The following is a 26,999-nucleotide window of genomic DNA, read 5'->3' as shown; positions in this document are numbered from 1 at the left end:
ATTCCGGCCACCACGCGGTGAACGGGCGGGATCGCCCGGCCGTCGCGCCGGTCAATCGGACGGAACAGTCGTCGTAGGGGATGGTCTTGGTCGTACGTCATGTGGTGAGCCCCGTACCGCGTCCGTTCGGTGCGTGATGTCCCACCTCGACCCCTACCGCAGCCCCGAGTCCCGCAGCTGGGACCGGCCGGACGCCCCGGCCGCGCTCCCCTGGCCCGACCGTGATCTGGAGCCGGGGCAGTGGGCCCGCAGCGCCACCACCGACGCGTACGCTCCCGCCGTCCCGGGCGGCCGGCCCGAGACGCGCCGCCCGGCGGGGCGCCCGGAGCCGTTCGACGCGGACGCCACCGACCCGTACGGTGCCCGCCCGGTGCCCGACGAGCCGTCGCGGCCCGGTGACCCCGTCGACCGACCGGGCTGGCCCGGTGCCCCGGGGGCGGGTGGAAGGCCCGCTCCCGAGCGCCCCGACGGGCCCCTCCCCGGCGGCCCGCCGGCCGGTGCGGCGTACCCGCCCGACGAGTCGGCCGGCCCGGCGTACCCGCCCGGCGGCGGTGCCGAGCCGGAGCCGCCCCGGGGGCGGCGCGGGCCCGGCCGGCGACGGGCGAGCGCCGAGCGCCCGCCCACCCAGCAGCCCTCGCCCGGCCGCGCCGGCCGCAACCTGCCGGCGGCGATCGGGGTGGGCGTCGGCCTCGGCGCGGCCGTCCTGCTGCCGCTCTTCTTCTACCTGCCCGCCTTCCTTCTCGTGCTCGCCGCCGCGATCGCGATCGGCATCTGGGAGATGGCCCGGGCGGTCCGCCGCAGCGGGGCCCACCCGCCGCTGGTGCCGCTGATCGCCGGCGGCGTGCTCACGGTCGGCCTGGCCTGGTTCGCCGGCCCCGACGCGCTCTGCCTCGGCCTGCTGGTCACCGTGCTCGGCACGATGATCTGGCGGCTGGGCGACGGGCCGGGCGACTACCAGCGCGACCTGACGGCGGCCACCCTCATCGCCGTGTACGTGCCGTTCCTCGGCGGCTTCGCGGCGATGCTCGCCGCCGCGCCCGGCGACGGCCACCTGCGCGTGCTGGTCACCCTGGTCGCGGTGGTGCTCTCCGACACCGGCGGGTACGCGGCGGGGGCCAACCTCGGCAAGCATCCGATGGCCCCCTCGATCAGCCCGAAGAAGTCCTGGGAGGGCTTCGCCGGCTCGGTCACCGCGGCGGCGGCGGGCAGTGCCCTGCTGATCTGGCTGCTGTTCGACGTGGCCCCCTGGTGGGGCGCCCTGTTCGGCGTGGCCGTGTCCTGCGCGGCGGTCCTCGGCGACCTGGCCGAGTCCATGATCAAGCGGGATCTCGGCGTGAAGGACATGAGCAACCTGCTGCCCGGCCACGGCGGCCTGATGGACCGCCTCGACTCGATCCTGTTCGCGGTGCCCACCGCGTACCTGTTGCTGGCGGTTTTCGTCCCGGTGGTGGGCTGAGGCATGAATCACGCCGGTCAGCCCGTTCCGGCCGCGTGGTCGGGTCCGATTCGGCACCTCCGGCCAGGTGCGTCGGGCGAACGGCGTGGGAGACTGGACGGGTCATGACGAGCCTTCCCCTGATCCCTGTCACCTCGGACGCCCCCGCCGCACGCCGCGCGGCCATGCCGCCCCGTCACCTCGCCGACCTCGACCTGCCGGCCCGGCAGGCCCTGGTGGCCGAGCTGGGCGAGCCGGCGTTCCGCGCGAAGCAGATGTCCACCCACTACTTCGGCCGTCTGGTCCGCGACCCCGCGTCGATGACCGACCTGCCTGCGGCCACCCGGGACAGGCTGGCCGCCGCGCTGCTGCCCACCCTGCTCACCCCGGTCCGCGAGCTCGCCTGCGACGACGGCGCCACCCGCAAGGCGCTCTGGCGGCTGCACGACGGCTCGCTGGTGGAGAGCGTGCTGATGGGATATCCGGACCGCGTCACCGTCTGCATCTCCAGCCAGGCGGGCTGCGGCATGGCCTGCCCGTTCTGCGCCACCGGCCAGGCCGGGCTGACCCGCAACCTGTCGACGGCCGAGATCGTCGACCAGGCGGTCTACCTGGCCGGTGTGGCCGCCTCCGGCGCGGTCGCCGGCTCCCCGCCCCGGCTGTCCCACGTCGTGTTCATGGGCATGGGCGAGCCGCTGGCCAACTACTCGCGCGTCGTCGCGGCGATCCGCCGGCTGGTCGCCCCCGCCCCCGAAGGGCTCGGCCTGTCCCAGCGGCACATCACCGTCTCCACGGTCGGCCTGGTCCCGGCGATCCGCCGGCTGGCCAGCGAAGACCTGTCGGTGACTCTTGCGTTGTCCCTGCATGCGCCCGATGATGAGCTGCGCGACGAACTCGTGCCGGTCAACCAGCGGTGGAAGGTCGCCGAGGTGCTGGACACGGCGTGGGACTACGCGGCCCGCACGGGGCGTCGGGTGTCGATCGAATACGCGATGATCAAAAACGTGAACGACCAGCCGTGGCGGGCCGACCTCCTCGGCCAGCTGCTGGCCGGCAGGTTGGCGCACGTCAACCTCATCCCGCTCAACCCGACCCCGGGCAGTCGGTGGGACGCGAGCCCGAAGCCCGTCGAGCGGGAGTTCGTCCGGCGTCTGCGCGCCGCCGGGGTCTCGACGACGGTGCGGGACACCCGGGGGCGCGAGATCGACGGCGCGTGCGGGCAGCTCGCCGCCGCCGGGGACAGGGACACCGAGACGCCGCAGGAGGCAACGGCGTGACGGGGCGTACCGAACGAGACCAGGAGACATAGTGGCGAGTCAGGGTCAGCGTTTCCGGCGTAAAGCGCTCCGCCGGGGATACAAGGTCGACGAGGTGGACGCCTTCCTGGACCGGGTCGAGGCGACGCTCGACGGCCGGCCCGTCGGCGCGCCCGTGGCCTCCCAGGAGGTCCACGACGTCGTCTTCCGGGTCCGCTTCAACGGCTACGACGAGTGGCAGGTCGACCTGCACCTCGACCGCGTCGAGCGGCAGCTGGCCGAGTTGGAGGAGCGCGGCGGCTCGCCCGGTCGCGGCGCAGACCCCCGAATGCCCGACCGGATGGGTCCGCCGGACCGGATGGGCCCGCCGCTGCGCGACGACCGGGGGCCCGCCCCGATGCGCGACGACCGGGGACCGCTCACCATGCGTGACGACCGGGGGCCCGCGCCGATGCCGCAGCCCATGCCGCCCCGGCCGATGCCGGCGCAGGCCGGTCCGCCCGGCGACCGCTACGGCCGGTACGACGAGCCGACCGGCGGTTTCTCCGGCGGGTACGACGAGCCGACCGGTGGCTTCTCCGGCGGGTACGACGGGCCGCGCGGCGGCTACGACGCACCTCGCGGCCCAGGTGGCCCAGGTGGTGGCCCGGGTGGTGGCCCGATGGGTCCGGGTGGCCCGATGGGCCCCGGCCCCGGCCCCGGCATGGGGCACGGCGGCCCGCCGCCCCGGGGCCTGCCCCCCGGCCCCGGCGGCTACGGCCCGGACGAGCAGCGCTTCGACGGCTTCGAGGCGGGGCGGCACGGGCGGGCCGACATGACCGCCGAGATCCGGATGCCCGAGCGGGACCTTCGCGAGCTGCGTGGCCGTGGCCCCGCCGGCCCCCCGCCCATGCCGCCGCAGCCGATCGGGGGCCCGCCGCCGATGGCCGGCCCGCCCGTGGGTGGCCCCCCGGTGGGTGGCCCGCCCGTCGGGGGCCCTCCGGCCGGCGGCCCGCCGATGGCCGGTCCGCCCGGCAGCGACCTGCACCGGGTGGACCAGATCCGCCGCAGCTTCCAGGTGCGCCGGTTCGGCAGCGGGTACGACCCGGACCAGGTCGACCGGCTCTTCGAGGGCATCCTCGGCGGCATGGCCGGCCGGGGCCCGATGCCGGTCAACCCGAAGGACCTGGACACCCTGCGCTTCGGCCTGGTGCCGGGCGGCTACTTCGAGGCCGAGGTCGACGCCGCGCTCAAGGACGTCCAGGACATCCTCTTCGGCCGCTGACCGCCCGGTGGGTGCGGCAGACCTGCCCGCGCCGCAGCACGCGTACACGACGAAGGGCCCGCCCCGACCGGGGTGGGCCCTTCGTGCGGTGCCGGTCCGGCCGGGGTCAGGACCGCAGGCCGTTGCGGCGCAGCACCGTGTCGCCGACGACGATGGCCAGCAGCAGCACGGCCAGGCCCACCAGCCAGATGTCCTCGACCCTGCCCTCGTGGTTGCCGCACAGCATGGCCAGCAGCGCCAGCGCGGAGACCACCGCGCCGATCCGCCCGGCCTTGCGGTGCCCAGGCTTGTGCTGATCTGGCGACGTCACCGGCTCGCTTCCTGCCACTGTCGGTCCTTCCCTCGCGATCGGATCTCCGGTTAGTCTGGCACGCCCCGTGGCTGACCTCGTGCGGTGGGGGTTTCCCGCCGGCCCCGCACCCGCCGGCCCGCACCCACCGCCGGTGCCCCGTGCCGGCCACCGGCGCCCAGTGGACCGGCCGGAGGCCGGAGGACCCGGGCCGGAGGGCACTACCGGCGTCGCGGGCCGGCGACCAGACTGCCTCCGGTAGCGTCGGGACGTACACCTTGATTGTCTTTTTGAGGGGGACTGCGGTGCGAGTGACCGGTACGGGACACGCCAGCATGCGGATCGACACGGCCGCGGGCAGCATCCTGTGCGACCCGTGGGTCAATCCCGCCTACTTCGCCTCGTGGTTCCCGTTTCCCGACAACTCCCAGCTCGACTGGGAGACCCTCGGCGACGTCGACTACCTGTACGTGTCGCACCTGCACCGGGACCACTTCGACGCCGCGCACCTGCGCGACTTCGTCTCCAAGGACGCCACCGTCCTGCTGCCCGAGTTCCCCACCTCCGAGATGGAGGACGAGCTGCGGGCGCTGGGCTTCACGAAGTTCCTGCGGGCCCCGAACGAGCAGGTCGTGGAGCTCGACGGCGGCCTGCGGATCATGATCCAGGCGCTCACCAGCCCGACCGACGGCCCGATCGGCGACTCCTCGCTGTGGGTGGAGTACGACGGGGTGCGGCTGCTCAACCAGAACGACGCCCGGCCGACCGACCTGAGCGTCTTCGCCGAGCTGGGTCACGTGCACGCGCACCTGCTCCAGTTCTCCGGGGCGATCTGGTATCCGATGGTCTACGAGCTGCCGCAGTCGGCGAAGACCGCGTTCGGCAAGCAGAAGCGGGAGCGGCAGTTCGACCGCACCTGGCGCTACATCGCCGACCTGAAGGCCGACCACGTCTTCCCGATCGCCGGCCCGCCGTGCTTCCTCGACGACGACCTGTGGCAGTTCAACGACATCCACGGCGACGAGGGCAACATCTTCCCCGACCAGTCGGTCTTCCTCGCCGAGTACGCGAAGGTCGGCGGCACCAACGGCATCGTGCTGCTGCCGGGCAGCGTCGCCGAGGTGACCACCTCGGGGGCGACCACCACCCACCCGCAGCCGGTCGAGGAGTTCTTCGCGAACAAGGCCGCCCACCTGGAGGAGATGCGGGAGCGCAAGCGCGGCGTCATCGAGGCGGAGAAGGCGTCCTGGCGGCACCCCGAGGTCGACGTGCTGGCCGGGATGAAGCGCCGCATCGAGCCGCTGCTGGAGGAGTCGATCTACCTGGCCAAGGGCGTCGGCGGCCCGGTCCGCTTCGACCTGGTCGACTACGACGGCGAGAGCGTCGAGTCGATCGTGGTGGACTTCCCCGGCAAGGAGGTGCGGCCGTACGCCGACGAGAAGGTCCGCTACCGGTTCCGCACCGAGCGGGCCCTCGTGGAGCACCTGCTATACATCGGCGAGGTCGACTGGGTCAACTCGCTCTTCCTGTCCTGCCGGTTCTCGGCGGCCCGGATCGGCCAGTACAACGAGTTCGTGTACGCCTTCTTCAAGTGCCTGTCCACCGAGCGCCTCCAGTACGCCGAGGGCTGGTACGACGAGCACGAGCGCACCAGCGACGCCGAGGACATCACCCTCGGCGACTGGGTGGTGCAGCGCCGCTGCCCGCACCTGAAGGCGGACCTGACCCGGTTCGGCATCGTCGAGGGCGACCAGCTCACCTGCCAGCTGCACGGCTGGAAGTTCGACCTGCCCAGCGGGCGCTGCCTGACCAGCGTCGGGCACAAGGTCCGGGCGCACCGCGCGGACGCGTCCGCCCCGACGCCCTGACCCGACGTTCCGCCCCTTCTGCCCCGTTCCTTCCCGTTCCGCCCCGCCCGCAGGTGACCATGGAGTCGTGACGGGCGGGGCGGGGTCGTGACCGGCGGGTTGGCGTCGTGACCGGTGGGGCGGACGAGGCGGCCGGCTACCGGTACGGGCGGCGCAGCGAGATGGCCCGCGACGCCTCCCGGGTGGAGGCGTTCAGCGACGCCGTGATCGCCATCGTGCTGACCCTGATGGCGGTCGAGCTGCTCCAGTTCGCACCGCAGAATCCCACCGGGCCGGACCTGGCGGGCGCGCTGTTCCACGAGTGGCCGTCGTACCTGGCGTACGTGATCACCTTCGCGATCGTCGGCCAGGTATGGCTCACCCACCACAACATGTGGCGGTACGTGGTCCGCGTCGACCAGCTGCTGCTGGTGCTGAACCTGCTCCTGCTGCTCTTCGTCGCGGCCATCCCGTTCGCCGCGAACCTGCTCTCGGACAACCTGCGCGGCCCGGTCGGCGACCAGCGGCTCACCGCCGCCCTCTACGTGGCCACGGTGCTCGGCGAGGCGCTCTTCTTCAACCTGAGCTGGTGGTGGGCGCGGCGGCGCAACCTGCTGCACCCGGACCTGGACCCCCGGCTGGCCCGGGCGGTGGCCCGCCGGTTCCTGCTCGGGCCGCTGCTCTACCTGGTCGCCTTCGCGGTGGTCTTCGTCGACCCGGTGCTCAGCCTGGTCGCCTACCTCCTGCTCGTGGGCCTGTACCTGGTCCGCGGCCCCGGCGACCTGCCCCCGTCGAAGGAGCGCGCACCCGCCGGACGCTGAGGCCCCCGCCGGACGGCGCGAGATACCGGACGCGTCACCAAGGGTCCCCTCCCCGCCAGCGGCGATCAGGTGCCCGGCGGGCGCAGCCGCCGGGGCACGCAGCGGTTCGGCAACTCCGCCCCGTCCAGCTGAGGGAACTGTGCCCGGCACCAGGCGTCGACCCCGTCCTTCGAGTCGGCCGGCACGACGGCGAAGGTGAGCCAGAGGGGATTCCCCTCATACAGTTGTTGCCGACCGTAGTCGGTGCTGAGCAGGAGGATCACCCGGGCCTCACCGCCGAATTCCGTGCGGAGCTGCTGGTGCTCGGCGAGGATGTCGCTGGCGTAGAAGGTGTGCGAGCCGTTCGCCGCCCGCTGCTCGGGGTCGACGATGCCCACGCTCTTCGAGGCGAGCTGGGCGACGTACCGGCCATCGAGGCTGATGGTGGGCAGATCCTGCTCGTGGAGCCGGCTCAGCTCCGTCAGGGCCGCCGCCTCGGGGTCCTCGGGAGCCGGGGTCGTGGTCGGGGTGCCGGTGTCGGTGTCGGGGGAGCCTTCGGCCGACGGGAGCGGGTCGCCGCCCGGGGCGACGGGCGCGCTGTACGGGTCGGGAGACGGCCCCGGCCCGTCGTAGGTGCTTCCGTCGGCGGCACCCGGGTCCATCCGGTACGCCCCGTAGGCCGTGCCGACGAGGAGCAGCAGGACGACCAGGACCAGCCCGGCCGCCTTCCGGAGCGCGGCACCTGCCGGCCGCTGCGGGTCGCCGGTCGGCGGTTCGAGGGGACGCCAGGGAACAGGCTCCGGTGCGGTCGCCGGGTCGACCGGCACCACCGGCAGACCCCCGAAGGCTGCCGGGTCCAGCGGCTCGTCCCGCTCCGAGGGCTCGTTCCGCTCGGCGGAGGCGGTGCGGGCGGGCGGTCCGGCGCTCGTGGCCCGGATCGCCGCGCCGGTGGCCGCGGAGGCGGGGGCCGGTCCTTCGGGGCGGGTGCCGCCGGGCGGCGGCTGCGGGATCTGATCGGCCAGGTCGCCGACCAGCTCCCGCAGGTTCCAGATCGGCCTCTCCGCGCCCTGCCGCTCGTCGCTCATCCTCGCCTCCCGATCACGCGTCGCCCGGCACCAGCACCCGCCGGCGGGGCTCGCCGTCGGACGCGGCGGTCGTGACCGGGGCGCCGGCCGGCACCGCCCGGTCCCGACCCCAGCTGCGGATCTCCGCGATCTGTTCCGGCTGGGTGCGGCTCAGCGGGATGGTGTTGACGAAGGTGTCGACGACGAACTCGGTCGGCGGGCAGGACCGGTCGCCCCGCAGCAGCATCTCGGTGCCCACCTCGTTCATGGCCGACTCGATGTCGGAGCCGGCGAACCCGTCGGAGAGGACGACCAGCCGGGGGAGCAGGTCGCCGTCCGGTTCGGTGTCGAGGTAGCGCCGGTAGTAGAGCCGGATGATCTCCGCCCGGTCGGTGTCGTCGGGCAGGTCGACGAAGAAGAGCTCGTCGAAGCGGCCCTTGCGGAGCAGCTCCGGCGGCAACGAGCGCACGTCGTTGGAGGTGGCCACGACGAAGACCCGGGACCGGGATTCCTGCAACCAGTACAGGAACTGCCCGACCAGACGCCGGCTCACCCCGGTGGAGTCGTACTGGCCGGCGAGCCCCTTCTCGATCTCGTCGATCCAGAGCACGCAGGGAGCCGTCCGGTCGGCCATCTCCAGCGCCTCCCGCAGCCGGGTCTCGGACTGTCCGACGTACATGCCGAGGATGGTCGCGAAGTCGAGCCGGTACAGCGGCATCCGCCACTGGGCCGCGACGGCCTTGGCGCAGCGGGACTTCCCGCAGCCGGGCACGCCGACCAGCAGCACCCCGCGCGGCGGACGCAGCCGGGTCTCGCTCAGGTCGGCGAGCATCACCTGGTGCTTGCGACGTAGCCAGGCCCGCAGGCTGGTCAGCCCACCGAGTTCACCGTCGGCCGAGTCGACGTGCACCCGTTCCAGGCCGGCGAGATCGCCGAAGTGCTTGTCCTTGAACTCCGCCATCCGGGCCACGTCGTCGCGGCGCAGGTGTCCGCTGGCGGCCATCGTGGCCAGCACGTTGATCGCGGTGCCCTCGGGAACCCCGACCAGGAACTCGGCGGCACGCCGGGCGTCGGCGTCGGTCCAGTCGATGGTGACCGCGCCCTGCTGCTCCTTGAGGAAGTCGGTGACGATGCCGTACATCTCAGGGGCGTCGGGCAGGTCCAGGACGATGCTCATCCCGAGACGTTGCAGGCCACTCCACAGCGGCGTGTCGGTGACCAGGACGATGCTGCCGGAGCGGGCGTCGGCGAGCCGCGCGAGTTCCGCGATGTGCCGGGTGGCCGGGGAGTCGGCCGTCAGATCGTCGGGTTCGACGAAGACGATCGTCGCCTGGGCCCGCCGGGACAGTTGGGCGGCGGCGAAGTCCATCGCGGCCACCAGCGAACGCTCCTCCTGCACCTGGGCGTTGGTGCGTAGGTCCCGCAGCCCGGCCGCCCTGGTGTGCAGCCAGAACGGCAGGCCGGCGCGGCGTGCGCTGCCGGCAACCTCCCGCAGCAGCCGGACGGCGCGCAGCGGCTCGACGGTCCGCACGCTGATGAGCGGCACCCGGGCGGCGACGTAACTGTCGAGGTCCCTGCGGGCCTCCAGGTAACGGGACATGATCGCTTCCTCAGTCGGGGGTCGCCGGGCCGGCGACGATGATCCGGCGGCGAGCCGGTCCGGCGGGGTCGGTGGCCCACTCGTCGACCGGGCCGGAACCCGGGGCGGTGGACGCGGTCAGCGGGTTCTCCCGTACCGTGCGCATCCTTGCGTGCACCAGCGGGCCGTCACCGCCCTGCCGACGCAGCTGCTCGACGCCGTCCTCCAGCGCCCGCTGGACCAGCTCGATCTGGGCGTCGACGAGGCCGAGCAGGTGTCGGCCGAGCGGCTCGGGCAGCCCGGGGCTGCCGGCCACCGCCCGGATCGACGCCAGTCCCCGGCGGCCCTGCACCAGGGCTCGCGCCCATTCGAACTCGTCCCCGGCGGCGGCCATGGCTGCCAGCAGTCCGTCCGCCCAGAGCTTCAGCCGCTGGTCCAGCGCGCCGGTGAGCATGGCCACGAAGCGGGCCCAACCGTCGGCGGGCAGGGCCGCCTCGACCAGCTTCGGCAGCCCGCCGGGGGTGGCCGACTGCTCGGTGCGCCAGCGGCGCAGGAACGTCACCCAGGTCTGCAGGTCGTCGCCGTGGCTGTTCACGGGTCGGCCCGGTGCGGCCGGCGCACGAGGATCTCGCCGGGCGGCAGCGGCTCCCAGTCGGGCAGCTCCTCGACGACCTGCCGCCGGCGGTCGGTGGCGGGCGGCGGGGACGCTGGCCGGGCCCAGGGCCGGGGCTCCGGAACGTCGTCACGGTCGATCATTTCACTCCCCCTTGTCGGTCCGGCCCACCGCGCGGCGTTCGTGCGGTGCTCCCGGCCCGCCGGCCGTGGCCAGGTCGGCGATCAGGGCGGTGACCCGGCTCGCGTCGCTGTCGGCGGCGGTGAACCGGTCCCGCCAGGCTTCGAGTTCCATGCCGGCGGCCCGCAGGCCGCGCAGTGCCTCGTCCCGGGCGTCGTCGATGAGCCTCCGGACCCGCTCCTGCTCGGCGGCGGCGGCCTCCGCCCGGCCCTTGAGGACCACCGCCCAGACGCCGCCGGTCAGGGCGGTGGCGAGCAGGCCGATCCCCGCGCCACCCACGGCGAGCCCGATCAGCAGCACGACGAAGAGCACCACCAGCGGCCCGATCAGGCTCTTGCCCCAGTCGAAGGCGAGACCGTCGACGAAGGGCCGACCGTAGCGGTTCCAGTGGGCGTCGAGCGAGCGTTCCAGGGCGCCCATCGGCTGGTCGAAGGAGCCCGTCCAGGAGGGCGGCCGGAACGCGGCCACCCCGCTGAGCGCACCCGGGTCGACGGCCACCTCGACGGTTGTCGGCGCGGCGATCCGATAGTCGTTGGTGAACCCCGCGTGGGCCTCGCCGATCCAGTCGTGGCAGGCCGCCATCGCCAGCCGCTGGGTCTGTGCGGAGACCGCCAGGGTGTGCGGGGCGAGGGCACAGTCGGTCTGCAGGCTGAGGTAGTCGCGGGTGTCGTCGAGGACGTCGACCTGGGCGCGGGCGACCTGCTGCGCCGCGGCGAGGTCGCCGTCGGCCTGGACGATGGCCTCCTGCTCGGCCAGCTGCCGGCGCAACGGCAGCTCCTCCCGGTCGTACTCGGTGACCAGTTGGTCGAGCAGCTCGTCCACGGCGTCCTCGATCCGGCTGCTCGGGGTGGCCTCCGCGGCCAGCACCGGGGTGTACCGGTCGAGGATCGACCCGTGCGCCTGGGCGTGCGACAGCATCAACCGCAGCTGCGGCCACTGCGGCGACGCCTCGGCCAGCCTGGGGAAGTCCTCGTCCAGCCCGTCGACGCGGACGTGGCTGGTCAACTCGACCCGCCAACGCCGCACCTGGGCGGAGATCACCGCCTCGTCGTCGAGCAGGAGCCGACGCCACCCGTCGAGCCGCTCCTGGACCAGGGCCAGCCCGGCGGGGCCGAACGCACCCTGGGCGGTGGCCTCCAGGATGACCGGGAACTCCCGGCCCAGGGCTGCCGGGTCCTGGGCGTCGAGGTAGTGCCGCAGCCACCGCACGGCCGCTGGCCCGCGATCCTGCCGGCGCAGCACCAGCGCCATGAACAACGCGGTCCGCTCGGGGGAGTGCTGGTAGGCCTCCTCCACCGCGCGGACGCACAGTTGCGGGTCGTCGCCGGCCCAGGCGGCCAGCGTCACCAGCACGGGCGCCAGCCAGTAGCGGGAGTTCTGCACCAGCAACTCCTCGCTGACCGCCCGAACGGTCTCCTCCCGGACCAGTCCCTGGTCGAAGGCGCGGAGCATGCCGACCGCCGTGCGGCGGACCACCTTGTGGTGGCCGAACTGCTGCTCGATGTCGTTCTTGAGCTGACCGACCCTGGCCTCGGCGCTGTGCAGGTTCTTGGTGCGCTGTGCCTGCTGTTCGAGGCGAAGCACAGCGTTGTGGAGCGTCGCCAGTTGGTCCTGGGTGATCCGCTGCTTGACCCCGATGTCGTTGACCTGCCGGCCGACCTCGCCGACGGCGTTGCTGATGGCGACGAGGTCGCGCCGTTGCTGCCGCAGAACGTTCTCTACCGCTCTCAGTTCGGACATGGCTCCCCCGCTTTCGATGCGCTGGTGAATGCCCATCGGTATTGATCCGCGAGCCCGGAATCGTCGACGGTGAGGAGCCGACCCGAGTCCCGTGTGCGTGACGTGAATTCGCGCCCCGTGGCGCAGAGGTATTTGGCGCGGTGATATTCCGCTGCTGTGGATGGTTGCCGGCAGGGGCCGGACGTCGCGTCGACCGAATGTGTCGAAGAGTCAGCCGATCGGATACGGGCCGCCGACTCGTTTCCTGTCGGAGGACCGTCAGGTGGCGGGCTCGTCGCCGGTCGTGGGCCCGGCGTGCTGGGCCACCCGGGCGAGGGCTGTCGGATCGGCGATCGTGATCTGGCGGTATTTCCAGCGGAGCACCCCCGCCTCGCGCAGTGCCCGCAGCGCCTTGTGGACCGTCGCCGGTGCGACACCGACCAGGGTGGCGAGTTCGGGCTGGCTGAGCGAGAGCCCTATGTCGACGCCGCCGTCGCCGGCCCGCGTGCCGTACCGGGTGGCGATCTCGATCAGTGCCCGGGCCAGTCGCACCTCCGCCGGGTACGCGAGGAAGTCGGTGCGCCGCCGGTTGGCCCAGCGCAGCCGCTCGGCGACGATGGTGGTGACCAGGCGGGCGGCCTCGGGGTGCCGGGTGAGGATGTGCCGGAACGCCTCGGCGGTGAGCAGCCGGCCGGTGACCACGCCGCAGGCCGTGACCGTGGCCATGCGGCGAGGACGCTCGGCCAGGGCCGCCGTCTCGCCCACGATGTCACCGGCCGTGCGGACGGCCAGGAGCGCCTCGCAGGTCTCCGCCAGGCTGGTGACCTTGACCAGGCCGCCGGTCAGCAGCACGACGTGGCTGGTCGTGGCCCCCTCGGTGAGGAGCCGTTCGCCCGGCTCGAACCGGACGGGGCTGCCCCGACCGAGCAGCACCTGCCGGGTCTCCTCGGGTAGCCGCCCGAGGAAGCCGTTCGGCGGCCATTCGCGCGGGCGCGCGTTGGCACCGTCCACTCCCACCTCGCGGGCACTATCGACGCCGGCTGACCCGGCAAGTCTGCGGTACCGGTGACCCGGCCGCAATGCGTCGGTGGTGGGGCGTCCGGCCGGTGTCCACCGGACGGACGCGGTCACCGCTGTCGACCGGACCCTCATGTCACTCCTCACCACGTGCTCTGCGGTGGAGCGTCGCACGGGCCGGGCCGGGGGATCCCGGAAAATTCCGAGATTCCCTCGGGTGCTCGGGTCGACCATGGCAACGGGGGGCGACAGATGGGTGATTCGATGCGACTGCGATGTGCCGGTGTGTCAATTGACGGACACTGCGGCCGAGATGGCCGGAACGTCGGCGATGATCGGGCACCGCGCGGGAACCGAACATTTGCGTATCCGTCGGCGGGGCGACCGAATGCGCGCGCCCGGGTGCGGCAACCGATGTTGCCGTTGGGGCGAGAACTGCGGGAAGACGGGGGCGAATCACTTGCTCACTGCACTGGCGAACACGTGGGCGCAAACGCGCGGGCGACGCCGGACGAGAGCCTCCCGGTGTTGATCGACCCGCCGATGCGCCCGGCCGACGTACTGGCGCGGGCGCCGCTGTGCCCCGGCGGGTCCCGCGACGGCGTACCCGACGTCGGCGTCGATCCGGGTGCGGTCAGCCTGGGCCGCCCCCTGGTCTTCCCGGTACCGGCCGACGAGCTGCCCGGCCCCCTGCGGCTCCGGGCGCAGGCCACCGAGCAGCGGTACTACGGTGTGCTCTTCGCCTTCGACCTGGACCCGCTGCCGGACGGTGGCCGGCACACCTCGGTCCGGTTCGAGGTCACCCTCACCGACGAGGCCGTCCGTGCCGTTCGGCTCGACGCCGACGGCGGCGCCCTCGGGTTGACCTTCGACGCCGACCCGCCCCGGGCGGCCACCGTCGCCGCCGACCGGGCGGCCACCGCCGCCGGTGCCCGTCCCGGCTGGCTCACCCGGCTGGCTCCCCGGCCGGAAAGGCCCCGCGCCTGGTCGTACGGTGCCCAGCGCCACCGCTTCGGGTGGAACTACGAGGGCACCGGGCTGCCCCTGGCCTACGGCATGCATGCCCTGATCGAGGTGCCCGCCGCCACCACCGTGCTCACCGGCCGGCTCGGCGTGCGGGTCCAGGTCCGGCCGGGGCGGCGACACCCGGGCGGCGTTCGCCTGGCCACCGTGCGCGAAGCGGTGCCGTTCCACGAGGAACTGCCCGGCCGGGCCGAACCCACGGCCGCAGCGGTCCGGCTCTGCCTGGCCGCCGACGTGGTGGGTTACAGCCGTCGTCCCAACCATCTGGCCGAACGCACCCAGTCCTGGCTGGTCCGGGCGTTGGCCGAGGCGCGCCGCGCGGCCGGCGTCGACGAGGCGGCGGTGGCCGTGCAACCACAGGGCGACGGTGAGTTCTGCGTGTTGCCGGTCGGCGTCGACGAGTCGACCGTCATCCCCCGGCTCGTCGGCGGTCTCGCGGAGGCGCTGCGGCGCACCAACGACGGCCTGCTCCAGGCGGAGCGGATGCGCCTGCGCGTGGCGTTGCACCGCGGCCTGATGAAGCCGGCGGACGGCGGGTGGGTCGGTGACGCGGCGATCGCGGTGCACCGCATCCTGGACAGCCCGCCCCTGCGGGCCGCCCTGACCGACAATCCGCAGGTCGACTTCGTCCTGGGCGTGCCGGACGTGCTCTACCAGGACGTCATCCGGCACTCGCGGGTGCCTCCGCTGCCGGACCGGTTCACGCCGGTCACCATCGACCTGCCAGAGAAGCGGTTCGTCGAGCACGGCTGGCTGCACGTGCCCCACGGGGAGGGCGGGTGAACGGGCGGCTCTTCGCGCTGTTGGTCGGCATCGACCGGTACCGGGCGGTCACCCCGTTGCAGGGCTGCGGCAACGACGTGGCGCAGGCGGCGGAGTTCCTCCGGGGACGCGTCCCGGCGCAGCGGGGCCCGGCGATCGAGGTGCTGCTGCACGAGCAGGCCACCCGCGAGGCGGTGGTCGACGGGCTGCGTACGCATCTCGGCCAGGCCGGGCCGGGCGACACCGCGCTGTTCTGGTTCAGCGGGCACGGCTCCCGGGCGGCGGTACCGCCGGAGTTGTGGCACCTCGAGTCGGGCGGGAAGCTGCAGACGCTGCTCTGCCACGACAGCCGCCACGGCGGCGTGCCCGACCTGTACGACAAGGAACTCCTGCTCCTGCTCGGCGCGGTCGCCGCCACCGGCTGCCACGTGGTGGCGGTGGTGGACAGCTGCCACTCGCACGGGGCCACCCGCAACCCGCAGCGGTCCGTCGCGGACCTGCCCACCGCGCCCGCGGTGGAGGCGCTCCTGCCGCAGCTGCGGCGGGCCGCCGCCCGGCCGCCGGTCGAGTACGTCTCGCTCGCCGCCTGCCGGTCGTTCGAGACGGCGACCGAGGACTGGCTCGACGGCCGGTGGCACGGGCTGTTCAGTTGGGGGCTGCTCGCTGCGATGCGCCGGCTCGGCCCGGCGGCCACCTACCGGGAGCTGCTCACCGCCGCCCGGTGCGAGGTGGAACAGTACTCGTCCCGGCAGGTGCCGCAGTTGGATCCGGTCACGCCGGGCATCGCCGACCAGCCGTTCCTCGGCGGCCGGGTCCGTCCACCGGCCACGGGGATGTGGCTGCGCCGGTCCCGCCACGAGTGGCGGATCGACGCGGGCTCGTGCCACGGCCTGTCGACCGGTGCCGACGGCGACGACAGCCGCGTGGCCGTCGCCGGCACGGAGAACGAGGCGCGGATCCTGCGGGTGGGGGCGAATCACAGCGTCGTGGCCCCGATCGGTTGGGAGCCGGACGAGGACACGCAGTACCCGGTGGTGCTCAGCCGGGTGCCGATCCCGCAGGTCACCGTCGCCGTCGAGGGTGACCACCACCCCACGGTCGAGCTGGTGCTGGCGGCGCTCGGCACGGCCGGTCCCACCGGCGGCCCGTCGCCGTACGTCCGACCGGTCCCCGGTGCGGCCTCCGCAGAGGGGCCCCAGCTGCGGCTGCGAGCCGACCAGCCGGGCCGGGTGGGCATCCGGGACCGGGACGACGCCCCGATCTGTCCCGACGCCAGCGACGTGTCCGGCGACGGGGCCCGGCGGTTGGTCGCCACGGTGGAACACCTGGCCCGGGTGCGCCGGGTCCGGGCGCTGACGAACCCGGTGTCCGGGCTGGCCGGCGCGGTGTCCCTGCAACTCGTCGAGGCCCGGGCGGCGGAGGTGACCGCCCCGGCGCACCGGCCGGCGCTGCTGCCCGGCCCGGACGGCGCGATCCATCTGCGCTATCGCCGGGACCGGGGCCGGTGGGTCGCGCCGACGGTCTTCGTCCGGCTGCACAACCACAGCTCCCGGCAGCTCTACTTCGTCCTGCTGAACGTCACCGAGGGCCATCGGGTGCACACCGGCCTCTTCCCCGGCGATCACGTCGCGCCGCGGTGGGCCGCCGCCGCCCTGCACGGTCGCCCGGTGGAGCTGCGGCTCCCCGACGACCAGCCGGTCACCCCGGGTGCCCGCACCCGCGACTGGCTGATCCTGCTCGCCGCCGAGGAGGAGTTCAGCTCGGCGGCGTTCGAGCTGCCGGACCTGTCCGGGGCGGGGTCGGGCCGGGGCCGGGTGCCGCGCGGGGTGACCGGGCTGCTCGGTCGGCTGGGTCTGGCGGCGGCGCACCGCGACGCCGGGGCCGTCGACGGCCCCGCGAGCGACTGGTTCACGCTGACCCTGCCGATCGTGACCGAGGTGCCCGGCAGCGCCACGGTGCCCGCCGGCGGTGTCGACGACGGGCAGGCCGTGGCGACGTGACCGGCCCGCACGACCCGGACCAGCCGCCGCCGGACGAGTGGATCGACCTGCTGCTGCGGCACCAGAAGAACCCACCGCCGGGTACGGATCCGGCCGGGCTGGCGGGGCTGATCGGCGAGGCGTTCCTGCAGCGGTACGCCGACGACCCGGACGACGCGCACCTGGCCACCGCGATCGAGCAGCTGACCCGGGCGCTGCACGGCTCTCCGCACCACGCCGACGCGGCCGGCTGGCACTACGGGCTGGGGCTGGCCCACGGCGAGCGCGCCCGACGGGCGGCGGCAGCGGTGCTCGCCGGCTCCGCCGAGCGGCCCGAGGGGCCGGCCGTGGACCAGGACCGGGCGGTGGCCCACCTGACCGCCGCCTACCGGGGCTGGCCGTCGGACGATCCCGAGCGGGACGCCGTGGCTGTGGAGTTGCTCGACGAGGTCTGGGACCGGTTCCAGTGGCAGATCCTGGACCTCGAGCCCGCCTCGCCGGCCGCCCACGCCGAGCTGGACCGCATGGAGCGGGCCATGGCCGAGGTCGCCGTCGGCGACGACGACCCGCACCGGGCCCGGTACGCCCGGATGCTCGGCGGCCTGGCCCGGCTGGCTCGCTACGACTACGCCAGTGGGCGACGCCAGGACCTGGACGAGGGCGTCGCGCAGCTCACGGCCGCCCTGGCCGCCCTGCCTCCGGAGACCCCCCGCTACACGGTCGCCTCCGACGAACTGGTCGCCGGATACCTGGAGCTCACCGGCCTGGACGAGGACCGCAACTGCCTGGACCTGGCCCTCGCCGTGGGCGACCGGGCGATCCGGGCCGCGCGGCCGGGCCAACCCGGCTGGCTCAGCCTGCACCGCAGCCAGGCGTCCGGGTATGCGACCCGATGGGACCTCGACCAGGACCCGGCGGACGTCGCGGCGGCGATCCACTGCTGGCGTACGGTGCGGGCGGAGGACCCGGACGCCGCCTCGGCGGTGGCCCTGGCCGAGCTGTTGCACAGCCGCGCGGAGCTGACCGAGGACCCCGACGGTCTCGCGGAGGCCGTCGAGCTGCTCGCCGGCGCGCTGCCGGAGGCGGCCGAGGCCGGGCCGGTCTGGCAGCGGCTGGGCGAGATCCACCTGCTGCGTTGGCAGCGGGGCCGGGAGCCCGGCAGTCTGGCGGCCGCGGGCGACTGCCTGGACCGGGCGCTGCGCGGCGGCCTGCCGGCGGAGGCCCTGTTCGCCGTGCACCGGACCCGGCTCGTGGTCGCCTGGGAGACGACGACCCACGAGGAGACGGCCGAACCGGGCTCGTTGCCGCCGGGCCTGGGCCGGTTGCGCCGAGTCGTGCAGGAGGCCACCGACGCGCTGCACGCCGCGACCGATGCCACGCCGACCGAGCGGGCCACCCTGGCCGGTCTGATCCTCTACGCGGAGTGCACTGTGATCGGCATCATGCTCGACGACGCCGACCTGCCCCACCTGCGGTCGTTGCTCGCGATCGCGAGGACCGCCGACGCCGACCCGCCGCCGGGATTTCCCGGGGCGATGGACCTCGTCGAGGGCGTTCTGGACGACGCCGCCGCGAGCAGCAGCGCCGACTCCGCCTCCGACTTCGGGGTCACCAGGTTCGCCGCCGCGCTCAACGACCGGCACCTCGACGAGCCCGCCGCCCTTCGAGGGCTGACCAGGCTGGCGCTGCTCTCCCGGGGCGCCCGGCTCGGCGACCTGCGTAGCTTCCGCGCCGGTGCCGGCCGGCCGGACGGGGCGACCGACGCCGTGGAGGGGGACGCCGGACGTACCGACGCCGAGTCCGAACTCGTCGAGGTCGCCTTCCACGTCATCCGGCACGGCGCCCGGCGGGATTTCGCGGCCATGCGGGAGGCGATCCGCAGGGCCGACGGGCTGCGCGACCGGATCGGTCCGTCGCGGGTGGTCCGCCAGCTCGTCGACCCGATGCTCGACGCCGGCCGGAGCCTCTACGCCATGAACACCCATGGCCCGCTGCCGCCCGCCGGGGCGCCGGTGCCACTGCCGGCCGGGCGGCTCTCCATCCGGACCGTGGCGACGATGGCCATGAACGCGGCGGTCCAGCTCGCCGTGGCCCGTCGGTGGGCGGACCACGAGCTGCTCCGGCGCTGGGCCGACCACCTGGCGGGGGCCGCCGACCGGCTGGAGCCGGCGGACCGGATGTCGCTCGTGCTGCTGTCCCTCGCCGCCAAGGCCGAGCTCTGGCGGGCCGCCGCGCTGCGGGAGCGCGCCGCCGCGGCCCGGGCCGCCCGGTATCTCGCCCGGGCCCGTGCCGCCGGCCCCGATTCCGCCGGATCGCTCTGGGCCGAGCTGGTCGGCGACCACGCCGAGGCGCTGCGCCGGTCCGGGGATCCGGACCGGGCGGCGGCGCGGCGGCTCGGGCTGGCCGGGCTGCGGGCCCGGGCCCGGGACGTCCTGCTCCAGTCCGGCACCGATCAGGCGCTGGAGGCGGCCCGGTCGGCTGCCGACGCCGCGACCCGGGTGGTCCGGTGGTGCCTGCAGGACGAGGCCGACGACGACCTGCTCGCCGCCCTCGACGCGGGCCGGAGCCTGACCCTGCAGGCCTCCACCGCCGGCCGCACGGTGCCGGAGCTGTTGGGCCGGGCCGGCCGCGCCGACCTGGCGGCGGAGTGGGAACAGTCCGGCGGCCTGGGCCGCGACCAGGTCACCGGGGATCTGCTCGGGGCGGTGGTCGCCGCCAGCGAGGTCCCGGACGATCTGCGTCCCCGGGTGCTGCGCGCGCTGGAGGGCGCCGGCCTCCTCGACGACCTGCTGCCTCCACTGAGGCCCGACGACGTGCGGGCCGCACTCCGCGCCCTGGACCTCGACGCTCTGGTCTATCTGGTGCCGGCCGCCCCGGGGGTGCCGGGGCTTGCGGTCCTGGTGCCCGCCACCGGTGAGATCCTCCCGCAGGAGTTCCCCGACCTGACCGTGGCACCCGGCGCGCCGGTGCGCCGGCTGCTGTCGGCTGCCCTGGGCCCGACCGGCACCGGGCCACGGGTGGCGGGACCGGTCGGCGGCGACGTGGGCGAGACCGGAGCCGACGTGGCCGCGACCCGGATCGACGACCTGTGCCGGTGGGCGTGGCGGGCGGTGCTCGGCCGGCTCGTCGACGACCTGCGGGCGCTGCGGCCCGGCCGGCCCGCCCGGGTGGCGCTGGTGCCGATGGGACTGCTCGGGCTGGTCCCCTGGCACGCCGCGTACGAGCAGACCGCGACCGGCCGGCGGTACGCCATGCGCGACCTGGTGGTCTCGTACACGCCGTCGGCCCGGATGCTCTGTGCCACGGCGGCGCGACCGTCCCGTCCCGTCCGGTCCGCCCTGGTCGTCGGGGATCCCCTCGGCGACCTGCGGTACGCCGGTGTCGAGGCCCACGCCGTGTTCGAGCGGTTCTACCCCGACGGCGACTATCTGGGGGCGGCGCATCCCGACCCGGGGCGGCGGGCCACCCGGGAGAACGTGCTGTCGTGGCTGCGTACCGCCGGGGTGGGTCCTTCGATGCTGCACTTCGCCTGTCACGGCCGGGTGGAGCCGGCCCTGCCGGCGGACGCCCACCTGGTGCTGGCCGACGGGCCGCTGCCGGCCCGGGAGCTGCTGGAGGTGTCGCGCCGGGCCGCGCTCGACCTCGGCCGGGTGTTCCTGGCAGCCTGCACCACGAATGTCGCCGGTGGCGATCACGACGAGGCGTTCAGCCTGGCCACCGCCTTCCTGGCCGCCGGCGCGCACACGGTCTTCGGGTCGCTGTGGCGGGTGCCGGACGACGGCACGTCGTTGCTCATGTACGTGGTGCACCACCTGCTGCGACAGGGCCACGCGCCGGCCGACGCCCTGCGCCGGGCCCAGCTGTGGATGCTCGATCCGGACCGGCGGCCACCGGCTGGCATGCCCCCCGAGTTGGCCGCGGCGTGCGGCGGGGCGTCGTTGGCGCAACCGCTGTCGTGGGCCGCGTTCACCCACCTCGGGTGGTGAGAGGGGAACCCCTCTCTACCGTAGGCGTTAACAAGGGGCCCCTCCTTACACCCAGTCGGCGAGGATGCGGCGGGCCGCGTTGTGGCCGGCCGCCCCGATGACGCTGCCCGCCGGGTGGCAGCCGGCGCTGCCGGCGTAGACGCCGTTGACGCCGGTGGCGTACGGCATCCGGTCGGTGAAGGAGACGGTGTTGTCGACGTGGTGGATGTGCCCGCCGGTGATGCCGAAGTGCGCCTCGATGCCGGCCGGGGTCAGCGGCACGGCGTCGGCGATCAGGTCGCCGGTGCCGGGCGCGTACCGCTCGCAGATGCCGATCAGCCGGTCGACGTAGCCGGGCAGGGCCGCGTCCCAGGTGCCGTCGGCGAGCGCGTAGGGCACCGACTGCACGAACAGGGCCGACGAGTGGTGCCCTTCGGCGTCGGACAGCGACGGGTCGACGGTGGTGTGCAGATACCACTCGATGGTGGGCTCGGCGGGCAGCCGCCCGGCCTGCACGTCGGCCCACATGGCGCGCAACGCCGCCATCGGCGGCTCGCCCCCGCCGCCGACCAGCGACGCCGAGCCGGGCAGCAGGTGGATGGTGGAGCCGAACGGGCTGGGCGCGCCGGGGGGCAGGCAGGAGAAGCGGGGCAACCCGGTCAGCGCCAGGTTGACCTTGAGGGTGGTGCCGGGCCGGCGGACGGCCGCCATCCGCGCGCCCAGCTCCGCCGGGAGCGCGCCGTCGGGCAGCAGGTCCATCAGCCGGTACGGGTCGCACGCCCCGAGCACCACCCGGGCGGCCACGTGCCGGCCGTCGGCGAGGGTCACGCCGCTGGCCGCGCCGCCGTCGAGAGTGATCGCGGTGACCGGGGCGTCGGTCAGGATGCGCGCCCCGGCGGCGCGGGCCGCGTCGGCGAAGGTGCGCGAGACGGTGCCCATGCCGCCCTCGGCGATCATCCAGGTGCCGTCGGATCCGGGCAGTCGGCACATGTTGTGCACGAGGAAGTTGTGCCCGGTGCCGGGGTCGTCCGGGCCGGCGTTGAGCCCGGACAGCCCGTCGGTGACCGCGTACATGCTGACCAGCAGCTCGGAGCGGAAGTCGAAGCGGGCCAGGTAGTCGGCGACGGAGCCGCGCACGAGGTCGACGAAGACCTGCCGCAGGGCGGGCCGGACGTGCCGCTGCGCGATCTCCTCGGCCGGCAGCGGCTCGGCCAGCCAGGCGGGCGCCAGGTCGTCGCGGAGCTGGGCCAGCTCGGCCTGCATGGCGTCGTCGGCGGCCACGTCGGCGGGGGAGAAGAAGTCCGCGAGCTGCCGCCGGGTGGCGGCCGTGTCGCTGCCCATCAGCAGGTACGGCGACCCGGTGCCGCCCGGGGTGGGCAGGAAGTAGTGCGGGTCGCGGCGCAGCACGGGGATGCGCACGTCGAGCGTGGCGAGCAGCTCCGGCGGCATCAGGCCGAGCAGGTAGGACCCGGTGGAGTGGCGCAGCCCGGGCACCTTCGGGAACGGGTTCTCGGTGCGGGTGGCCCCGCCGATCACCCCGGCGGCCTCCAGCACCAGCACGTCGAGGCCGGCGCGGGCCAGCAGGATCGCCGAGACCAGCCCGTTGTGCCCGGAGCCGACGACCACCACGTCGGCGCGGGCCGGCAGGTCACTCGCGTTGCTCGTCGCGGTCGTGCCGCTGTGCTCGCTCATGCTGGGGCAGCCTAGTGCCGCGCCGACCCGGCCGGGGGGCCGTCGCCGTTCCCGGTCGGCGGGCCGCCGTCGGGTGCCCCGCGCAGCTGGCCGAGCAGCGCGGCGAGTTCGGTCTCGAACAGCGCCCCGGGGGAGTCCACGGCCCAGGTGAGGTGGCCGAAGACCTCCATGGCGACCAGGCCGTAGAGCCGGGTCCAGGCCGACAGGAACGCGTACGCGACCTCGATCGGCAGCTCGCCGTGCTTGGCGGTGAGCGGGGCGAGGTGGCAGCCGAGCTGCTGGTGCAGCACGTCGGCCGGGGGGCCGGGCAGCGCCGCGCCCCAGGTCAGCGCGAGGAACGGGGCGAGGAAGACCGCCCCGAACCGCGCGCCCGGGTGCTCGGCGTCGGCGCAGGCGTCGGTGAACGCGGCGACCCCCGGGACGGGGTTGCCGAAGATCAGGCTGAACTCGGCGGGGTGCGCGACGGCCCAGTGGCGCATCGCCCGGCACATGGCCGTGAGCTGGTCGACGGGTTTTCCGCCGGCGGCGTCCCGGGCCGCCTCGATGATGCCGCGCAGCTCGTCGTAGAGGTCGCCGGCCAGCGCGCCGACGAGGGCCTCCAGGTTGGGGAAGTAGCGGTAGATGGCGGGCGCGGTCATCCCCATGTCGCGGGCGATGGCGCGCAGGGAGATCGCCTCGACCCCGCCGGTCACGAGCAGCCGGCGAGCCCCGTCCTTGATCTCGGACAGGGTGGTCGCGCGTAGCCGTTCCCGGCGGGTCGGTGCGGACATGCGTGAACCCCCTTGACTGGAGCGAACACCGTAGTCATAGTAAACGGCGTTCACTTCTGAGAGCCATGGTTACTGACCACGACCTTAAACGGTCGGTGAGGGGGAATGCGATGTTCGACTGGTGGGGGCGGGTGGTGGTGCGGGCCCGCTGGGCCGTGCTGGCCGCCGCCGTGGCGCTCATGGCGCTCGGCGCGACCTGGGGGACCGGCGTCTTCGGCCAGCTCAGCGGTGGTGGGTTCGCCGACCCGGCCAGCGAGTCCAGCCGCACGGCCGAGCGGATCACCGCCGAGCTGGGCCGGCAGGGCGCCGACGTGATCGTGCTCTGGTCCAGCGACACCGCCACCGTCGACCAGCCGGCGTTCCGCGACCCGGTCGCCGCCACCGTCGCGGCGCTGCGCCAGCGCCCCGAGATCGACAGCGTGACCACCTTCTACGACACCCCGGCGCCCCACCTGGTGTCCACCGACCGCCGGGCCACCTACGCCCTCGTCCAGCTCGACGGCGTCGACGAGGACGCCCGCGCCGAGGCGTACGACGCGGTGCGGCCCGCGTTCGACGCCCCCGGGCTGCGCACCGAGCTCGGCGGCGCGGTGGCCTTCCAGCGGTACGCCAACGAGCAGACCACCGAGGACATCACCCGCGCCGAGCTGCTCTCCATGCCGGTGCTGCTGGTCCTGCTCGTGCTGATCTTCGGCGGGCTGGTCGCCGCCACCACCCCGCTGCTCGTCGGCGGGCTCGCCATCCTCGGCGCGTTCGTCGCCGTCCGGCTGCTCAACATGATCACCGACATGTCGATCTTCGCGATCAACGTGATCACCCTGATCGGCCTCGGCATGGCCGTCGACTACGCCCTGTTCGTGGTCAGCCGGTTCCGCGAGGAACTCGCCGCCGGCCGCGACACCGCCGAGGCGGTACGCCGCACCATGGCCACCGCCGGCCGCACCGTCCTCGTCTCCGGGCTCACCGTCGCCCTCGCCATGGCCAGCCTGCTGGTCTTCCCACAGCCGTTCCTGCGCTCGATGGGCCTCGGCGGGATGGCCGCCGTGCTGGTCGCCATGCTCGCGGCGCTCACCGTGCTGCCGGCCCTGCTCGCGGTGCTCGGCCGCCGGGTCGACGCGGTGCGCGTACCCGTGCCGTGGCGGCGTGGGGCGGGCCGTGGGCGGCCGGCGCACGCCGACACCAGCGGCGCCTGGGCCCGGATCGCGCGCAGCGTGATGCGCCGCCCGGTGCCCTACCTGGTCGGGGTGGCCCTGATCCTGGGGCTGCTGGCCACCCCGTTCCTGCGCGCCGAGTTCGGCGGCGTCGACGAGCGGGTGCTCCCGGCCGACGCCGGGCCCCGGGTGGTCTCCGAGCGGATCGCCGCGCAGTTCCCCGGCGGCACCATCGCCCCGATCGACGTGCTGGTCACCGGCGTGCCGGCCGACGCGGTCGGGCCGTTCGCCGACCGGATCGCGGCGGTGCCCGGGGTGACCGGCGTGCGGGTCGCCGCGACCCGGGGGGCCTCGACGCTGCTCGCCGTCGCCTACCCGGGCGAGCCGACCGGCGACGCCGCCCGGGACCTCGTCGGCGACCTGCGCGCCCTGCCCGCCCCGGACGGCGCGCGGGTGCTCGTCGGCGGCCGGCCCGGCGTCGACCGGGACCTGCTGGGCAGCCTCGGCGACCGGCTGCCCTGGATGGCCCTGCTGATGGCAGGCGCGACCCTGCTGCTGCTCTTCCTCGCGTTCGGCTCGGTGGTGCTGCCGGTCAAGGCGGTGCTGATGAACCTGCTCTCCATCGGCGCGTCGTTCGGCGTGGTGGTCTGGATCTTCCAGGACGGGCACCTGTCCGGGCTGCTCGGCTTCACCTCGACCGGGTTCATCGAGCCGAGCAACGTGATCCTCATGCTCGCCGTGCTGTTCGGGCTGGCCACCGACTACGAGGTGTTCCTGCTCTCCCGGGTCCGCGAGGAGTGGGACCGCACCGGCGACAACACCGCGTCGGTGGCCGCCGGCCTGCAACGCACCGGCCGGATCATCACCGCCGCCGCCCTGCTGCTGGTCATCGTGGTCGCCGGCTTCGCCACCGGCGCGATGGCGTACATCAAGCTGATCGGGGTCGGCATGATCGTGGCGATCGTGGTCGACGCGACCCTGGTCCGGGCGCTGCTGGTGCCGGCCACCATGCGTCTGCTCGGCCGCTGGAACTGGTGGGCCCCGGGCCCGCTCGGCGCGGTCTACCGCCGCTTCGGCATCCGCGAGTCGGACGACCCGGCCGGACCCGGGGCCGGCGGCGCGGCGGAACAGGCCGCCCCGGACGCGGTCGAACCGGAGCCCGTAGGGCCGGAGAGCCGTCACCCCGCGTTCATCGGGTAGTCACTGGTGTCGATGCTCCGCCGGCTCTACCGTCGGTGGGGCATCGACCCTACCGGGAGGTAACCGATGGACCGTCGTACCGTCCTGCGCGCCACCGTCGCCGGCGGGGCCGCCGCCTTCTGCGGCAGCCTCTGGGCCTCCGCCGCCCTCTCCGCGCCGGCCCTCGCCGCCGGCCCGGCCCAGCCCGGCCCCGGCCCGTACGGGGACCTGCTCGCCGCCGACGCCAACGGCATCCAACTGCCCGCCGGCTTCACCAGCCGGGTGGTCGCCCGCTCCGGGCAGCGGGTCGCCGGCACCTCCTACCTGTGGCACTGGGCCCCCGACGGCGGCGCGTGCTTCCCCGCCCCCGACGGCTGGATCTACGTCTCCAACTCCGAGATCCCGCTCGCCGGCGGCACGTCGGCCGTGCGGTTCCGCGCCGACGGCAGCATCGCCTCGGCGTACCGGATCCTCGGCGGGACCAACCTCAACTGCGCCGGCGGGGCCACCCCGTGGGGCACCTGGCTCTCCTGCGAGGAGGCGCCGCTCGGCCGGGTCATGGAAACCTGGCCCGACGGCAGCCGCGCCGCCGAGGAGCGCACCCGGATGGGTCGGTTCACCCACGAGGCCGCCGCCTGCGACCCCGACCGGGGCGTCGTCTACCTCACCGAGGACGAGGAGGACGGCTGCTTCTACCGGTTCGTCCCCGACACCTGGGGCGACCTGCGCACCGGCCGGCTCCAGGTGCTCTGTGCGCCCGCCGGCCAGGTGACCGGCCCGGTGACCTGGGCCGACGTGCCCGACCGAGACGGCTTCCCCGTGCCCACCCGCCGCCAGGTCGGCGCGGCACAGCACTTCGACGGCGGCGAGGGCTGCTGGTACGACCGGGGCACCTGCTGGTTCACCACCAAGGGCGACAACCGGGTCTGGGCGTACGACGCCGCCAACCAGCGCCTCGACCTCGCGTACGACGACTCGCTGGTGCCCGCCGGGGCGGCCCCGCTCACCGGCGTCGACAACATCACCGGCACCCGCTCCGGCGACCTGTACGTGGCCGAGGACGGCGGCAACATGGAGATCAACATGATCACCCCGGCCGGCGTGGTCACCCCGTTCCTGCGCCTGCTCGGGCAGTCCGGCTCGGAGCTGACCGGCCCGGCCTTCTCCCCGGACGGCAGCCGCCTCTACTTCTCCTCGCAGCGGGGCGTCAGCGGGGCGGTCACCGGCTCCGACGGCATCACGTACGAGATCACCGGCCCCTTCCGCCGCTGACCCCTGACCCTGACCGCTGGGCCGCCGACGATTGCCCTCCGAACGGCTGCGCCACCGGATGCCCGGAGGTCGCTGACGTGACCCGGCCCGCCCGCTAGGGAGCTGAGTCACTTACGACATCACCCACCCACCCCAGTACCCGA

19 protein-coding genes are annotated in these 26,999 nt (G+C 74.5%); 10 read left to right on the top strand and 9 right to left on the bottom strand.

Annotated features, from left to right (window positions below; genetic code table 11):
- Positions 1–136: 136 nt before the first annotated feature.
- From LPA42_RS22960 to LPA42_RS22950, 3 genes are all read left to right on the top strand, one after another.
- Positions 137–1,456 carry a phosphatidate cytidylyltransferase gene (locus LPA42_RS22960; protein WP_077936646.1) on the top strand — a complete coding sequence of 440 codons (1,320 nt, stop codon included), beginning with the start codon at positions 137–139 and terminating at the stop codon, positions 1,454–1,456.
- A gap of 104 nt (positions 1,457–1,560) precedes the next feature.
- Entirely contained in the window at positions 1,561–2,712 is a 1,152-nt protein-coding gene (gene rlmN, locus LPA42_RS22955; protein ID WP_077936647.1) for a 23S rRNA (adenine(2503)-C(2))-methyltransferase RlmN, read from the top strand.
- 31 nt (positions 2,713–2,743) lie between these two features.
- Complete coding sequence (locus LPA42_RS22950; protein ID WP_228986845.1) at positions 2,744–3,955, top strand: DivIVA domain-containing protein; 1,212 nt, start codon at positions 2,744–2,746, stop codon at positions 3,953–3,955.
- Between the two features lie 106 nt (positions 3,956–4,061).
- On the opposite strand, the gene LPA42_RS22945 is transcribed toward LPA42_RS22950, so the two are convergent.
- Positions 4,062–4,283 (bottom strand): DUF2631 domain-containing protein, encoded by a 222-nt coding sequence (locus tag LPA42_RS22945; RefSeq protein ID WP_096761598.1) that lies wholly within the window; start codon positions 4,281–4,283, stop codon positions 4,062–4,064.
- A gap of 266 nt (positions 4,284–4,549) precedes the next feature.
- Between LPA42_RS22945 and LPA42_RS22940 the strand changes: the two genes are divergently transcribed.
- Complete coding sequence (locus LPA42_RS22940; protein WP_077936649.1) at positions 4,550–6,112, top strand: Rieske 2Fe-2S domain-containing protein; 1,563 nt, start codon at positions 4,550–4,552, stop codon at positions 6,110–6,112.
- A 161-nt stretch (positions 6,113–6,273) separates the two neighbouring features.
- Positions 6,274–6,912, top strand: coding sequence for a TMEM175 family protein (locus LPA42_RS22935; protein WP_077936662.1), 639 nt, complete (start codon positions 6,274–6,276; stop codon positions 6,910–6,912).
- A 65-nt stretch (positions 6,913–6,977) separates the two neighbouring features.
- Here LPA42_RS22935 and LPA42_RS22930 read toward each other — a convergent pair whose 3' ends face one another.
- The 6 genes from LPA42_RS22930 to LPA42_RS22905 form a co-directional block, all read right to left on the bottom strand.
- A complete protein-coding gene (locus LPA42_RS22930) occupies positions 6,978–7,976 on the bottom strand; it encodes a hypothetical protein (protein WP_077936650.1) in 999 nt (332 codons plus the stop codon).
- Positions 7,977–7,989: 13 nt separating this feature from the next.
- Positions 7,990–9,555 (bottom strand): AAA family ATPase, encoded by a 1,566-nt coding sequence (locus tag LPA42_RS22925; RefSeq protein WP_077936651.1) that lies wholly within the window; start codon positions 9,553–9,555, stop codon positions 7,990–7,992.
- A gap of 10 nt (positions 9,556–9,565) precedes the next feature.
- Complete coding sequence (locus LPA42_RS22920) at positions 9,566–10,129, bottom strand: hypothetical protein (protein WP_077936652.1); 564 nt, start codon at positions 10,127–10,129, stop codon at positions 9,566–9,568.
- The gene (locus LPA42_RS22915; protein ID WP_158229388.1) at positions 10,126–10,290 is read right to left on the bottom strand and encodes a hypothetical protein; all 165 of its coding nucleotides are present in this window, start codon (positions 10,288–10,290) and stop codon (positions 10,126–10,128) included. Before LPA42_RS22915 ends, LPA42_RS22920 begins: the two co-directional genes overlap by 4 nt.
- A 1-nt stretch (position 10,291) precedes the next feature.
- Positions 10,292–12,067 (bottom strand): hypothetical protein, encoded by a 1,776-nt coding sequence (locus LPA42_RS22910; RefSeq protein ID WP_077936653.1) that lies wholly within the window; start codon positions 12,065–12,067, stop codon positions 10,292–10,294.
- Between the two features lie 258 nt (positions 12,068–12,325).
- Positions 12,326–13,063, bottom strand: coding sequence for a Crp/Fnr family transcriptional regulator (locus LPA42_RS22905; RefSeq protein WP_198956481.1), 738 nt, complete (start codon positions 13,061–13,063; stop codon positions 12,326–12,328).
- A gap of 483 nt (positions 13,064–13,546) precedes the next feature.
- Between LPA42_RS22905 and LPA42_RS22900 the strand changes: the two genes are divergently transcribed.
- Genes LPA42_RS22900 through LPA42_RS34565 form a run of 3 tightly spaced genes read left to right on the top strand, consistent with a single transcriptional unit; the run spans position 13,547 to position 20,813 of the window.
- Positions 13,547–14,869 (top strand): hypothetical protein, encoded by a 1,323-nt coding sequence (locus LPA42_RS22900; RefSeq protein WP_144082571.1) that lies wholly within the window; start codon positions 13,547–13,549, stop codon positions 14,867–14,869.
- Positions 14,866–16,848, top strand: coding sequence for a caspase family protein (locus LPA42_RS22895; RefSeq protein ID WP_077936656.1), 1,983 nt, complete (start codon positions 14,866–14,868; stop codon positions 16,846–16,848). Before LPA42_RS22900 ends, LPA42_RS22895 begins: the two co-directional genes overlap by 4 nt.
- Positions 16,845–20,813 carry a CHAT domain-containing protein gene (locus LPA42_RS34565; protein ID WP_077936657.1) on the top strand — a complete coding sequence of 1,323 codons (3,969 nt, stop codon included), beginning with the start codon at positions 16,845–16,847 and terminating at the stop codon, positions 20,811–20,813. The genes LPA42_RS22895 and LPA42_RS34565 overlap by 4 nt, the downstream gene beginning before the upstream one ends.
- A 45-nt stretch (positions 20,814–20,858) precedes the next feature.
- On the opposite strand, the gene LPA42_RS22885 is transcribed toward LPA42_RS34565, so the two are convergent.
- Positions 20,859–22,484 carry an NAD(P)/FAD-dependent oxidoreductase gene (locus LPA42_RS22885; RefSeq protein ID WP_077936658.1) on the bottom strand — a complete coding sequence of 542 codons (1,626 nt, stop codon included), beginning with the start codon at positions 22,482–22,484 and terminating at the stop codon, positions 20,859–20,861.
- An 11-nt stretch (positions 22,485–22,495) separates the two neighbouring features.
- A complete protein-coding gene (locus tag LPA42_RS22880) occupies positions 22,496–23,254 on the bottom strand; it encodes a TetR/AcrR family transcriptional regulator (RefSeq protein ID WP_077936659.1) in 759 nt (252 codons plus the stop codon).
- 110 nt (positions 23,255–23,364) lie between these two features.
- On the opposite strand from LPA42_RS22880, the gene LPA42_RS22875 reads away from it, so the two are divergent.
- On the top strand, positions 23,365–25,605 hold the full coding sequence (locus tag LPA42_RS22875) for an efflux RND transporter permease subunit (protein WP_077936660.1): 2,241 nt from the start codon (positions 23,365–23,367) through the stop codon (positions 25,603–25,605).
- A gap of 66 nt (positions 25,606–25,671) precedes the next feature.
- Complete coding sequence (locus LPA42_RS22870) at positions 25,672–26,856, top strand: alkaline phosphatase PhoX (protein ID WP_077936661.1); 1,185 nt, start codon at positions 25,672–25,674, stop codon at positions 26,854–26,856.
- Positions 26,857–26,999: the final 143 nt, after the last annotated feature.

Origin of the sequence: Micromonospora sp. DH13 (genome assembly GCF_020873825.1) — a bacterium.
GTDB classification, from domain to species: domain Bacteria; phylum Actinomycetota; class Actinomycetes; order Mycobacteriales; family Micromonosporaceae; genus Micromonospora; species Micromonospora haikouensis.
This window is presented reverse-complemented; position numbering and strand designations above follow the sequence as displayed.

What these genes read in the sequence shown, in the direction of transcription:
- LPA42_RS22960 (WP_077936646.1), top strand. Translation starts at nt 137, where the DNA reads ATGTCCCACCTCGACCCCTACCGCAGCCCCGAGTCCCGCAGCTGGGAC.
- rlmN (WP_077936647.1), top strand. Translation starts at nt 1,561, where the DNA reads ATGACGAGCCTTCCCCTGATCCCTGTCACCTCGGACGCCCCCGCCGCA.
- LPA42_RS22935 (WP_077936662.1), top strand. Translation starts at nt 6,274, where the DNA reads ATGGCCCGCGACGCCTCCCGGGTGGAGGCGTTCAGCGACGCCGTGATC.
- LPA42_RS22930 (WP_077936650.1), bottom strand. Translation starts at nt 7,976, where the DNA reads ATGAGCGACGAGCGGCAGGGCGCGGAGAGGCCGATCTGGAACCTGCGG.
- LPA42_RS22925 (WP_077936651.1), bottom strand. Translation starts at nt 9,555, where the DNA reads ATGTCCCGTTACCTGGAGGCCCGCAGGGACCTCGACAGTTACGTCGCC.
- LPA42_RS22915 (WP_158229388.1), bottom strand. Translation starts at nt 10,290, where the DNA reads ATGATCGACCGTGACGACGTTCCGGAGCCCCGGCCCTGGGCCCGGCCA.
- LPA42_RS22910 (WP_077936653.1), bottom strand. Translation starts at nt 12,067, where the DNA reads ATGTCCGAACTGAGAGCGGTAGAGAACGTTCTGCGGCAGCAACGGCGC.
- LPA42_RS22885 (WP_077936658.1), bottom strand. Translation starts at nt 22,484, where the DNA reads ATGAGCGAGCACAGCGGCACGACCGCGACGAGCAACGCGAGTGACCTG.
- LPA42_RS22880 (WP_077936659.1), bottom strand. Translation starts at nt 23,254, where the DNA reads ATGTCCGCACCGACCCGCCGGGAACGGCTACGCGCGACCACCCTGTCC.
- LPA42_RS22875 (WP_077936660.1), top strand. Translation starts at nt 23,365, where the DNA reads ATGTTCGACTGGTGGGGGCGGGTGGTGGTGCGGGCCCGCTGGGCCGTG.
- LPA42_RS22870 (WP_077936661.1), top strand. Translation starts at nt 25,672, where the DNA reads ATGGACCGTCGTACCGTCCTGCGCGCCACCGTCGCCGGCGGGGCCGCC.